This window comes from Spirosoma arboris, from assembly GCF_009754945.1.
Taxonomy (GTDB): Bacteria; Bacteroidota; Bacteroidia; order Cytophagales; family Spirosomataceae; genus Spirosoma; species Spirosoma arboris.
Genome location: NZ_WPIN01000017.1, coordinates 13896 through 26739, shown reverse-complemented (window position 1 = coordinate 26739; position 12844 = coordinate 13896). Strand labels below are relative to the sequence as shown.

Genomic DNA, 12844 nt, shown 5'->3' with positions numbered 1-12844 from the left:
ATCTTAGTTAATTTGTCTGTTACTTACAATTAATCATGAGATTCCTACTATTCGCATTTAGTTTGCTACCCATTGGGGCATTTGCACAGTCGATAAATTCGCTTAAACACGAGTTAGACAGTATGTATGTGCTGGATCAGCGCAACCGGATATGGTTGACTAAGCTGGGTAATAATCAGCCATTAACAGATAGTTTGACCACCATCTACAAGGTTAATCGGACTAAATTAGCCGGTGTACTTTGGGCTGAGCAGATAAAAATTGATTCCAGTAATCTGAAGCGAGCAGACCTTATTCTGAAGCAACACGGCTATCCGGGTAAGACCAGTGTCGGTGTTCCAACTAATCAGGTCGTTTTTTACATCATTCAGCACGCGCATACGGTGGATAACTATTTGCCAGCCGTTAAAAAAGCAGCTGAAGAAGGTGAATTGCCGTTTCATCAGTATGCCTTGATGCTCGACCGATCGTTGATGTATGCCCAGAAACCGCAAATATATGGTACTCAGGTTGCTTGTCGGAAGCTCCGGTCGTCATTAGCTTCCCGTTGTTTTGTGTGGCCCATCGAAGATTACCGAAGCGTTAATCAACGTCGAAAACAGGCCGGTTTGCCGCTCACTGTCGCAGAGAATGCCGTTCGGGTGAATGCATCCTACGATCCTTCACTGACCATGGAGAGCGCGAAGAAATTGTATATTCTGGAGCTATAAATTTTCCGACAGGATTAACAGGATAAGACAGGATTTTTGACTCCAGAAATCCTGTCGGAAAATTAGAAAATTTTGTAGTTGTCGCGTTTGTTTGGTTCGGGCCAGGCGCCTAACGGATCTACGATTACTTTTCGGGCGTTTGGCAAAGTAGGAAGCGATACAAACCGCTCATCTGGGTTTGGATGAACCAGTTGGCTGTAGATTCTGTGACCGTCCTGGTCAAGAACGGCAAGTGGAACATAATCATTAATAGGCACTGTTTGCCGCTGGCCATTTTTGGTCACGCGCCACTTTGACGTAATGATCTCGACTGTTAATCCGTTCGACAAGTTTGCGACTCGCCCTATTTTAAAGTCGAACCACAGTTGTTCACTCAGGTAGGTTTTTAAGTAATCTAACGAATCGGGCAACTCGCGGGAAAGCTCATCGGCAAAAGCCGTTGCTGTAGCAGACGTTGGTTGTTGAATGGCTTTTTGGTAAAACTGACTGATCGTAAAACTAAGCGGTTTATCACCCCAAACCTGCTCGATACTAGTTAGGGCAAGAGCGGCTCGCCCGCGTTCGACCGCATCGTTGCCGCTCGACTCAAGCAAAGGTAGTTCGGGTTTATCCGTACGTTGTCGACTTTGGGCATACCAGGTTGCCCGTTGCTCAAGTCGTTGTTGGAGTCGCTCTGGACCATATTGTCTGGCAACTCCCTGCAAGGCCAGATATTCTGCCAAACCTTGTTTGATAAAGCCATCTCCGGGCTTTTCAATGGGCTTTAGTTGGTGAACCAGCCACTGCTTAAATACTTCCCGTCCAATGAGGTAATCGATGTAATCAAGTTTGTCGGGTTTCTGATTATCTGCGATCCAGCCTTGTTTTTCGGAGATAAGAATTTGACCAGGTTTTGACGATACATCGACTGTGCCAACTGGTGTTTCCTTAATGTGTAAATCAGCATAAGGGTAGGGCCCAAATAATTGCTCGCCTTTGTGTAAAGCAACTGTTGCTGCACGAAGCATGTGTTGAACCTGATAGGGATGATGGTGTAGCACATGAATCGTAATTGGCTTGCCAGATAATGATCGGATTGCTAAGTCTTGGGATTTGTACTGGATGGTTTGGGTAGTTGGTAACGTCAGAAGATGTTGCCTGGTTTGCCAGATTGATAAGCCTAGTAGCATACCAAAGAACAGAAAGGCCAACTGATAAGACCAGCGAAATTGATTTCTCCAGTGCCCAACGCGTTCAGCTAAATTATTCACTACGCCCCGATTCCAGGTTAGAAAGAATGAGGACAGAAAAACCCCCGCAACTCCCCACCATATACATTGAATAAGCGGCCGAAGGGAAGTATGTATGCCAAAACCGGTTAAGTCAGAATACGTTACTGAGCCTGGTAGGAAACTGTAGAGAAAAAGTGCCTGCTCATTTGTGTTAACTTGATAAAGGAATGCCAATACCGCAAAAACGAGCAGATTAACGACATGGCTGATGAGTCTGTTGTTCGTTAATGCGGCTACTAAGGCACCAAGAGCTATGAGTTGACAATACCTCAGAAAACCATCTATCAGCAAATCATCAGCGTAGCGATACCAATCAATGTCACTGAAACCACTGCCTGACTGCACGACAATTCCGGCCAGGAAAAGAGCAAAAGTCAATAAAGCAGCAACCCCGACCATAGCCAATAATTTGGCTGATAATAAAACGGAATTGGGCTGTGGAAGCGCATCGAAAATAGGCCAGAAACCGACAGTCCGCTCATTGAAAATCAGCTCGCTGGTCATGACCAGTAAAAACAGGCCAATAAATAACCCTACTGGTATGCGAAGGGCGGTCATTCGTGAGGTGACAGGCAATTCGGGGAAATCAGGATTTATGTTTAATACTGTTGCTAATAGTATGGCCAGTAGCACCAGCAACCCTACCGAAATCGGAAAAACAGGCTGACGAACCAGATTTAGAAATTCTAATTTTGTCAATCGCCAGGTAGTTTTCCAGGCGAACCAGCCGCCAAAGCGAGATTGTACTGAAGGTAGATTTAGTGAGACTGGTCGCGTTTGTATCGATGCGCCTGGAACGAGCAATTTTTCTGATTTCTTACTGGCAAAAGAGTCGAATGAAAAGTGCTGTTCAGCATAGGCCAACAGGCCCAAAGATAGCCCAAGCCATAAGAGCCGATTGATGAAAAACATGTCGGAGTAGACGAACCAGCCATCAGGATCATCGCTAAAAGGCATATCTGCAACAGAATCCCGCGCCATGCCTACGCCAAACGGGTCCAGTAGCTTCCATAGGTCGGAATCGGCAACAAGGTTCAGGCTCGACTCGGTTAGGAGAAAATAGAGCACGACCAGAAACAAGCTAATGTAAGCGCCCCGAATACTACGTAGAAATACAGTCAGCGAAAACGTCAGGCTAACAGCTATAAAGACATTTTGGGCAATTAATCGGACAAAGCCATCGGCTAAAGCTATCCCTGATGGAGGAGAATTGGTAAAAACCGATGAGAAGAATAGCATCCCAAGTGGATAGAAGAGCGCGATCAACAATACCGTGCCATATGTACCAAGGAACCGTCCTGCGAAATGCATTCGGCTAGTGATCGGTAACGTAAACAAATAGGCGGTCGTTTTGTAATCCAGATCTTTTGTCAGTGATTGCCCGGCCAGTAAAACGGCTACGACTGCCAGCATCACACCCAGTGAGGCTAAAATCAGATAAGCCGTAAGCGTAGGATCGCTATACGAATACAGCGCCGTTAATTGGGTTGAGTACCAGATTCCCTGCCCGAATACAAGAACCGCAAACAGGTAAAATGCAGGTTGACGTAAGTGATAAAACAGTTCGAACCGGGCAATCGTCAGAATTAGTCTCATAGTGCCCCAAGATACGAGAGATTAGGAAGTAATACGTACCTATACTCTTACTAACTCCGCCAGCCCCACACCCGAATCGGCTGCACCATAATATACCCAGATTTGGCCTGCTTTATCGCTATAATCGGGCCATTGTACCCAGCCGTTCGAAAACACGACATTTGGAAAAAAGCCTTCGCGCTCCCACGAAAGTTCGGGTGATAGTAAGGGTAGACTAGAACGATCTAAAACGTGCGCAGGATCGTCTTTATCCAGGAGCGCCAGCGCCAGTGAGTATGAGTGCGTGGGATCGGCTCCGTGGTAACATACTAGCCAGCCTTCATCCGTTAATATCGGTTCTGGACCGGCCCCAATTTTACCACCTTCCCAGCCAAATGGATTGGCCAATGGGTCTAGGCTGGCATGGCCTCGGCCCCCAAACAAAAAGCGGTGATTTCCCCAGTGTACACTATCGTCCGATTCGGCGAGCCAGATCGATGGCTTGCCAATGTCTGACACCATGGGTCGATGCAGGAGCATATATTTCCCATTAATTTTTTGGGGGAACAGGGCCACGTCTTTGTTGGGAGGAGGTAAAATCATCCCCACCCGCTCAACATTGACAAAATCGGTTGTAACGGCGAGTCCGACGCCAGGTCCATGCTCGGATACGGCGGTGTAAGTAATCCAGTATTTCCCGTCCAGAAACGTAATCCGGGCGTCTTCGATACCATAGGATTCATCCATACGCGCCGGAAATAAGAATGGCTTTTTGTCAATTTTGAAGTGAATACCATCCTGACTGCGGGCCAGACGCAAGTGGCTGAGTGACGTCAGATAAACTTTTCCGTTCAGGGAAATTACCCTTGGGTCATAAGGTTCGGTTGGTTCAGGGAAATTTCGGATTACCAATGATGGAACACCATCCTGTTCCTCAATTAAGGGTATAACAATGGAACCTGCTTCGGCCTTTGGTGCTTCGGCCACACGTAATAGAAGGAGAACTTCATCGTTGAAAAGACAAGCTGCCGGGTTAAACGCTCCCAGAACTTCAAAGCCGTCGATACTGGGTGTTACATCACTCGTTTGCAGAATAGGTTGTTCGGATAAGCGACGGAGTTGATAATTTTTCATAGGATACGGATTCGGAAATTGTTGTAAAGAAATTAGTATAAAGCAGACGGATAGGCCATATGACTAATTTAAGCGCTCATTCGAATGCTCTGACAAATAAACTTTATACTGACCTTGTAGTTTTGAATCATTTATTGAATAAGTTTGGGAGCGGCTTAAACCTTCAGGGAAAGAGCCGCGTTATGAAAATTAAACTAACTTTTATTCTCTATTAACCATGATTTACCAGCCAACGTTTGATCAGGATGAAGACGTGCTGATGTTGAACCCTGATCCAGAATCAGCTGCATTTGACGACGATGATGACGACTTCGATGAAGACGATGCCGAATTCGATGAACTTGGCTCTGGAGCCGGTAGCGGCTATGGAGCAGATGATCTGGACGATATTGAAGAAGACTTCAATCCGGAAGATCTCGACGAAGACTTAGACGACGACAGTATCGACGACGATCTGGATGACGACAGCATGGAGTAAAAAAATGGCTGACCACAGGTCGTTTTTCCAAACGATATACTAAGGTCAGCCTATCTCTCAACCCTTTTATTTACTAACGTTATGACACATGAACAACAGACGCCGGACCCGGCTGAAGAACCTTTAGTAACTACGGCAAATGCCGATAATGGAGGCACCGCTCCTGATGCCGATACACAATCATCGGCGGCTAGTGAAGCTGGTGATCGCACGTCAGAAGAAGGCTCGCGAGCTCCCAATGATCCTGCCGAAGGTGCGTAACTAATGATGAATGATGAATGATAAAACAGTAATCATTCATCATTCATCATTACTTTAAGAAGTGTCTGGCACTTCATTTCGGTTTCCTGCCATTCACGTTCAGGTTCCGAATTTTCAGTTATTCCTGCCCCCGCATATAGGGTTGCCAGCCGCCCTTCCAGCTTCATACAACGAATGTGTACGAAAATACTGCTCGTTGGTCCCTCATTGTTAGCATCAATATTGACAGGCCCCAGGAAACCGCTGTATAATTCACGGTCATGACGTTCGTGCTGGCGAATAAAATTGAAGGCTGCGTCGCGGGGAGTGCCACAAACAGCCGAGGTCGGGTGTAATAGCCGCAACATAACTGTGCCGAGCTGAGGGTAACGTACGGCCTGCGTATCGACAGTAAAAGAGGTGCCGAGGTGCATCAGATTACCTGCGATAATGCTTTTTGGGCCTTCCTCAACGTATTCACGCAATCGAATTTTCTTGAAGCATTCAATAATGTAGCGACTTACTAAAGCCTGCTCCTCAATTTCTTTCTGCGACCACATTGCCTGTGCCGGGTGTTTGGCCGTACCATCGGCATGAAATGCAGACTGAGTTCCGGCCAGTGAGGTCGTTTGAAAAACTCCGTTAGCGTTCATACTTACCAGGCGTTCTGGAGTCGCACTTATCCAGATTTGGCCCCGTTCTGGTATAGAAACGGCTGATACGAAAGCACTTGGATATTTTTGGCAAAGTTTATCGAATAACTTGACCGCGTTTGGCACATCGACAAACTGCATTTGTTTCGTTCGTGACAGGACGACTTTTCGTAATTCTCCGCGCTGAATAGCCTCAATAGCTTTGACTACGTTCTCTTCATATAAGGCCTGCGCACCTGGGTCAAGGATAGGTGTGGGTGATTCAGAGGTAATGGGTTGGCTACGTTTGGTTTTAGAACGTACGTCTACGGTATCCCAAAACCGGTCGGCTGTTGTACCCGCTGTGTTTTTAATTTCGATCTGTTTCGCTGTATGCGCCCCAGGTTCCAGAAAAGTAGCCTGGATATCTGCTCGTAAAAAAAGAGTTTGAGGAACAATGCCAGTCTGATCCAGGTGTTCAGAGAGCTGGGCCTCTACGGGGGCATTTTTAGCGAGATTATCAAATGGACTAATCAGGAAACCCGCTGGTAATTCATCTAAATCGGCTGAAACGCGGGGCAAAACCTCTTCGAACGAGACAATTAGGTGTTTATCCTGTTGATTAGGTAATCGCCAAAGAGCAGCCGGGAATCCAAGCAAGAGGGCTGTTTCCCAAAGATCGCTGGTGTCGGGTTGTCCAGTTCGTTGTGATTCAGCTAGTTGTATTATTGATGAAGTATTGATTCTATAATCAGATTGCATAATCAACAACCGACCGGGTTAGGGTTGGCTGTTTTGATAACAGAATTTGCTGTGAATTTGTGCGTAGTGGGGCAGAAACTCTTTCTTAGATCACCGAATGCCTGAGTGAGCCATTAGTAGCTGCCTATCTCTGCCGAATAGATCGCATCTCCGGAACCAATGGGTTGCCCGATTAATTAGCTTGCCAGCTTCGAAAAATAACCATTGGCCGATAGCCTCGGAAATAAGGTAATGGTAGGTGGCATTCTGGTTCTTTCTGCGAACTTTGCGGGCGTGCCATTTGCCACTCAGCTATTATGATTCGCATCTTTCAGCAAGACGAAACCGCCGTTCGTAAAATTCGTGATATTGACTCGTTTTCCGATACCGAACGAACACTCTGGGTGGATCTGCAAAATCCTACAGCCGCCGAAATTAAGAGCGTAGAAGAGAAGTTCGATGTAGATTTTTTGAGCCAGCAGGAGCAGCTGGAAATTGAAAGCAGTTCGCGCTACATTGAAGAGGACGAGTTTATGATCGCCAATTCCAATTTTCTGGTGCCTGACCAGAAACAGCGTTATGTAACTGTACCCGTGAGTTTTCTGCTTAAAGATGATACGCTGTTTACTTATCGCAATGCCGATATTAAATCGTTTGCCGATACAGTCAAGCGTATCAAGTCGCGCCGGGCGGTATTCAGCGATGGAGCGCAGATATTGATCTCCATTTTCGAGTCGCGGATTGATTATGATGCTGATTTAATTGAGCTGGTGTCAGGGGAGATTAAGGCAATCAACCGAATACTTGATCTGGATGCTAATCTTGATCGGGAGATGCTGCTGAATATCAACGACTATCAGGAATTAACGATGTCGATTCGTGAAAACGTAGTTGATAAACAGCGCGTTATCTCCGCTATGATTCGCTCCGATGGCTGGTTCAATGAGCTCGAACAACAGCGACTTCGAACCCTTATTAAAGACATTAACTCGCTGATCGATCATACCAATTTCATTTTTGAGCGGCTCGAGTTCCTTCAAAACACCTATCTCGGTTTAATTGACCTGGAGCAGAATAGGGTCGTAAAAATATTTACGGTTGTTTCACTCGTTTTCCTACCACCTACGCTACTGGCGAGTATATGGGGTATGAACTTCGATGAGATGCCAGAAGTGCACTGGAAATATGGGTATGTTTTTGCATTGGCGATGATGATTTTGTCGTCGGCTTTAACAGTCTGGATATTTCGTCGCAAAAATTGGCTATAGGCGCTCATTTGCTTGAAATTATAATACGGTTAGTTCGCTTTCTGGGAGTTACTTTTAGTCATATTAGCGTCCTAGTTTCAAACTAAACTTCCCATCTAAATAACTACCGTATGGAACAGGCGCAAACCAAACTCGAACTCTTTTACACAGAGTTAATAACCTTTGTCACAGTTTATGGTGGCCGCGTGCTACTGGCTATCTTAACGCTTATTGTTGGCCTTTGGATAATTGGCTGGATCATTAGATTATTGTCATCTTCGATGGCAAAACGACACGTTGACCGTGATGTACAACCGTTCTTAATATCACTTGTCAATGGATTGCTGCGGGTGTTGTTGCTGCTAAGCATTGCCAGTACGCTTGGGGTTCAAACGACTTCATTTGTCGCTATTATCGGGGCCGCTGGTTTGGCCGTTGGTTTAGCTCTTCAAGGAAGCCTGGCCAACTTTGCGGGTGGTGTGTTGATCCTGATTTTCAAGCCTTTTCGCGTGGGTGACCTGATTACGGCACAGGGTTTTACCGGAAATGTTGAAGCCATTCGCATCTTTGATACCACGCTGGTAACCTTAGACAACAAAACGATTATTCTGCCCAATGGCCCTTTGTCGACATCGGCTATTACCAATATCAGTACCAAAGGAGTTATTCGTGTCGATCAGGTCTATACGGTTGGTAGTCAGAATGATCTAGATGCTACTAAAGCATCTATTCAGAAAGCGATTGATAGTTGTCCTTATGCACTTAAAGACCGTGAGCATGATGTGCTAATTGCAAAACTGAATGCGAACTCGCGCGATTATGATGTGCGGGTCTGGACAAAGAGTGATACCTATTGGGAAACGTACTATTATATGCTGGAAAGCATTGCCCGGCAGTTTGGCAAGGATAACATTGAAGCCCCCAAGCCGAAGATGTTTATTACCAACGAAGAGTAGCCTGTTTTTATCCAAGTAAATTTTGATACTACTCCGCCCGATTGATTCATTCAGTCGGGCGATTTTTTGTGAATTTAATAAGCGTTTTTTTTAGAGAGTTGTTAAACGTTTAGTCCATTGGGCTATCTAACAACTGAAGAGTGCAGATAACTCTGACAAGTAAAAACAGCAACTCGTCATGAATATCATGAAACCAATAAAATATATCGCCCTAATGGCACTGGTAATGAGCAGCTTTGTCTATTCAGGCAACGTGGTTGCTCAACCGGGTGTCAGCGTACCTGTAGAGTCGTTTTACAATGAACTGGCTCCTTATGGACAGTGGATACAGTATCCTGGGTATGGTAATGTGTGGGTACCGAACGCTGGACCAGATTTTCAGCCCTATGCCAGCGCTGGACATTGGGTTGTTACAGAATACGGTAATACATGGGTGTCAGATTATGCCTGGGGTTGGGCACCCTTTCACTATGGTCGCTGGATTTTTGACCAGGCGTATGGTGGATGGATCTGGATTCCGGGTTCCGACTGGGGGCCAGCGTGGGTATCCTGGCGTTCTGGCGGTGGTTATTATGGCTGGGCTCCATTAGCTCCTGGTTGGGATATCAATGTGAATGTTAACATTCCGGCTCCTTACTGGATCTTCGTACCGCAGATTTATATCACAAGCCCGAATTTGTACAGCTATTACGTACCACGCCCTCAAATCGTGAATATCTACCAGCGCACAACGATTTTCAACAATGTCTATCGGTCGAATAACCGGGCTTATGTGTACGGCCCCCCCCGTGGCGATATTGAGCGGATTACGCGTCGTAGCGTTCCGGTCTATCGTATTGACCCAATGGACCGACCAGGCCGTTCGGTAGTGGGTAATGGTTCGGTAGGCTTTTATCGCCCTGGTGGTGGATTTGACAACCGACGGGATTATGGACGTAACGACAGATTCGATAATCCTGGCCGACCCAATTATAATGGAAATATGCCTTCAAACAGAGGTTATTATGGAGGCCCTGGCAACACACCGAATCGGGATTATAACAACGGAAATAATACACCTAACCGAGACTATAATGGCAACGGAGCTCCCAATCGGGACTATAACAACACGCCGAATCGGGATTACAACAATGCTACTCCCAGTCGGCCTTATGATGGAGGTTCTAATGTTCCCAATCGGGGTAATTACGGCGGGAATGCGCCGGCTGGCCGGAATGGTAGTTATGGCACTACGCCTGCTCCCAATAACCCTCAGTCTCAGTCCAATCGTTTTGAGTCGAATCGAGGAAGTTACTCGCCGGGGGGTGTTCAACAGGGGAATGCTTCTCCAGGGGGCATGCAACAACCCAACCGTTCATTTGAGCGCGTACAGCCCCAGATGAATCCGCAGTCGCAGCCAGGTGGACGAAGTGGTGGTGAAATGCATCAGATGCAGATGCCCCAAGGTGGAGGGCGCGGAATGCAGTCTCCACAACCCGCACAAAGTCAACCTCAACAACGGCCTGGCGGTGGAGGTGGTGAACACCAACGTGGACCCCGTTAAGTAATAGGATCTCAAAACTAAACGCCAAGTATCGGATGCTTGGCGTTTAGTTTTGAGATATTGTCAAACAATCTACTGAAAATTAGCCGCTATTTTTTCTAAATAATCTTCGATAGGAACTGAGCTCCTGAGCGCCATTAAGCCTTTGCCCATATCACCTACTAACGTTCTGAATTGTTTACTTTGGCCGGTAGCAAGGTTATAGATCACATCGACAATATCCTGTGGATCACTTCGCAGACTTGGGTCCGATTGCTCCATAAGACTTTTTACTTTTGTCGTGATAGCGTCATAGTCCTTTATGGTTTCGTGCGTATTCCAGATAATATTGGCTCCGAAATTATTGCCCGTAGAACCGCCTTGTTCGACCAAACGTAGGTCAATGTTTAAGGGCTTTAATTCGTAATATAATCCCTCTGTTAGCCCTTCCAGCGCGAACTTCGACATATTATATAACGAACCAATGGGCACTGCTGTCGTCACGCCCATAAATGAGCTGATGTTAATGAACATACCACCACCATTTGCTCTAAAATGGGGTAGAAACGCGCGAATTATATTAATCGGGCCTCGAACATTTACGCCAAACTGCCAATCGATAGTCGATTCGTTGGCGAATTCCAGCGGCCCATAAGTGCCCATCCCGGCATTATTCACGACGACATCAATTTTTCCGAAAGCGGCAATCGCCTGTTCTGTCGCAGTTTTTACCTGCTCAAGATTGGTTACGTCCAGTTTGAAAACCTGGATATTGGGATGCTGAATCAGTTCTGTTTCGGCTTCGGGTGTTCGCATCGTGGCGGCTACATGCCAGCCTTGTTTGGCAAAATAGAGCGCTGTCAATCGCCCTAATCCGGTACTCGTTCCTGTTATAAATACAGTACGACGCTCACTAGTAAGAGATTCAGTTGTTGCACTCATCTGATTATTTTTTATGACCTGACAAAGGTATTGCCAATTGGTATAACTTTGTAATCAGTATACTAGTGTATACCAAAGTAACTACGATACGACATGGCTGAGACGATAACGAAACGGAATCCGGCGGAGGAAATACAGGCCCTTCAGGATACAATCTATGTGATTGGGGGCAAGTGGAAATTGCCGATTATCAACTCCTTATGCAATGGTAACAAGCGGTTCAGGGAAATCCAGCGGAGTATTCCCCAAATTACGACCCGAATGCTCTCGAAAGAATTGAAGGAGATGGAAATGAACAAAATAATCGTCCGCAAGGTGTATCCCGATTCGCCCGTTCTTGTCGAATATGAGACAACGCCCTACTGCAAAACCTTTGGGACCATCATCCAGGCAATGATCGATTGGGGCAAGGAGCATAGAAAGATGATTAAAGAGGACTAAATAGTAGGGCAACCGATTAAGCGGTACTTTTGCCAGAGATGCGTTATTTTATTGAATTGTCGTACCGGGGAACGGCCTATCATGGCTGGCAGACACAGGCTAATGGAAATAGTGTACAAACTACACTCGAAGCCGCACTGACGCAACGATTCGGCAAACCCATATATGTTGTAGCCAGTGGCCGGACAGATGCCGGTGTTCACGCTCGCCAACAGTTTGCCCATTTTGACGTAGCTGAGCCGTTTCCACTAACTGACTCATTTATTTATTCACTCAATTGCATACTGCCTGAGGATATTGTTATTCACCGAATTTTTCCGGTTCAGGAGAAGGACCATGCACGTTTTTCGGCCACTTTTCGGTATTATCAATACCTCATTAGTCGCCAGAAAAGTGCTTTTCAGAGTGGTTTAACCTACCACTTTCGGCCACAGCTCAACGAAATATTAATGAATGAGGCCTGTCAACTACTGTTGCAACACACCAATTTTCAGAGTTTTAGCAAGGCTCGTGCTAACGTAACGCATTTTCATTGCCGACTTGATTTTGCGTATTGGGAGCGTATAAACAATGATTCGCTGACGTTTCATATTCGGGCAAATCGGTTTCTGTGGGGCATGGTTCGCACCATTGTGGGTACGATGATTGAAATAGGGCAGGAGCGAATGACGCTGGATCAGTTTGAGCAGATTATCCTGTCGCGAGACCGAAATAAGGCTGGTCGGGCGGCACCGGCCAATGGTTTATTTTTAATTGAAGTTGGATACCCCGAAGAGGTGCTTGAGCAGGGAGCAGGGGGCAGGCAGCAAGGTGAGTAACGAAGCCTATTATACCTGCTTTCCTGCCAACTTACCCTTACTAAGCATTCTAACGATTGACTAGTAGAAAAGACCAACCTCTTAAATCTGTATTATTGAGATTCCTGCAATTCCTAAAAAGATAAACTGCCTTGACA

Annotated in this window: 12 protein-coding genes; 8 read left to right on the top strand and 4 right to left on the bottom strand. The window is 46.1% G+C overall.

Going from position 1 to position 12844, the window contains the following annotated elements; genetic code table 11:
• Positions 1–35: 35 nt before the first annotated feature.
• Positions 36–710, top strand: a complete 675-nt coding sequence (locus tag GO755_RS31645; protein ID WP_157589445.1) for a DUF6624 domain-containing protein — start codon at positions 36–38, stop codon at positions 708–710.
• Between the two features lie 62 nt (positions 711–772).
• Here the strand turns inward: GO755_RS31645 and GO755_RS31640 are convergent, their stop codons facing one another.
• Together GO755_RS31640 and GO755_RS31635 are read right to left on the bottom strand one after the other, a co-directional pair.
• Positions 773–3577, bottom strand: coding sequence for an ABC transporter permease (locus tag GO755_RS31640; RefSeq protein WP_157589444.1), 2805 nt, complete (start codon positions 3575–3577; stop codon positions 773–775).
• A gap of 39 nt (positions 3578–3616) precedes the next feature.
• Positions 3617–4690: a glycoside hydrolase family 130 protein gene (locus tag GO755_RS31635; protein WP_157589443.1), complete on the bottom strand. Its 1074-nt coding sequence runs from the start codon at positions 4688–4690 to the stop codon at positions 3617–3619.
• A gap of 217 nt (positions 4691–4907) precedes the next feature.
• Here GO755_RS31635 and GO755_RS31630 point away from each other — a divergent pair, with 217 nt between their 5' ends.
• Positions 4908–5168: an adhesin gene (locus GO755_RS31630; RefSeq protein WP_157589442.1), complete on the top strand. Its 261-nt coding sequence runs from the start codon at positions 4908–4910 to the stop codon at positions 5166–5168.
• An 81-nt stretch (positions 5169–5249) separates the two neighbouring features.
• Positions 5250–5429 (top strand): hypothetical protein, encoded by a 180-nt coding sequence (locus GO755_RS31625; protein ID WP_157589441.1) that lies wholly within the window; start codon positions 5250–5252, stop codon positions 5427–5429.
• A gap of 32 nt (positions 5430–5461) precedes the next feature.
• On the opposite strand, the gene GO755_RS31620 is transcribed toward GO755_RS31625, so the two are convergent.
• Positions 5462–6802 (bottom strand): chorismate-binding protein, encoded by a 1341-nt coding sequence (locus GO755_RS31620; protein WP_157589440.1) that lies wholly within the window; start codon positions 6800–6802, stop codon positions 5462–5464.
• A 296-nt stretch (positions 6803–7098) separates the two neighbouring features.
• Between GO755_RS31620 and corA the strand changes: the two genes are divergently transcribed.
• The 3 genes from corA (at position 7099) to GO755_RS31605 (ending at position 10527) form a co-directional block, all read left to right on the top strand.
• Positions 7099–8049, top strand: a complete 951-nt coding sequence (gene corA, locus GO755_RS31615; protein ID WP_157589439.1) for a magnesium/cobalt transporter CorA — start codon at positions 7099–7101, stop codon at positions 8047–8049.
• A 110-nt stretch (positions 8050–8159) separates the two neighbouring features.
• Positions 8160–8984 (top strand): mechanosensitive ion channel family protein, encoded by an 825-nt coding sequence (locus GO755_RS31610; protein ID WP_157589438.1) that lies wholly within the window; start codon positions 8160–8162, stop codon positions 8982–8984.
• A 187-nt stretch (positions 8985–9171) separates the two neighbouring features.
• Positions 9172–10527: a DUF6600 domain-containing protein gene (locus GO755_RS31605; protein ID WP_227687161.1), complete on the top strand. Its 1356-nt coding sequence runs from the start codon at positions 9172–9174 to the stop codon at positions 10525–10527.
• Between the two features lie 72 nt (positions 10528–10599).
• Here GO755_RS31605 and GO755_RS31600 read toward each other — a convergent pair whose 3' ends face one another.
• The gene (locus GO755_RS31600; RefSeq protein ID WP_157589436.1) at positions 10600–11448 is read right to left on the bottom strand and encodes an SDR family oxidoreductase; all 849 of its coding nucleotides are present in this window, start codon (positions 11446–11448) and stop codon (positions 10600–10602) included.
• Between the two features lie 93 nt (positions 11449–11541).
• Here GO755_RS31600 and GO755_RS31595 point away from each other — a divergent pair, with 93 nt between their 5' ends.
• Entirely contained in the window at positions 11542–11889 is a 348-nt protein-coding gene (locus GO755_RS31595) for a winged helix-turn-helix transcriptional regulator (protein ID WP_157589435.1), read from the top strand.
• 38 nt (positions 11890–11927) lie between these two features.
• Positions 11928–12707, top strand: a complete 780-nt coding sequence (gene truA / locus GO755_RS31590; protein WP_157589434.1) for a tRNA pseudouridine(38-40) synthase TruA — start codon at positions 11928–11930, stop codon at positions 12705–12707.
• Positions 12708–12844 lie beyond the last annotated feature (137 nt).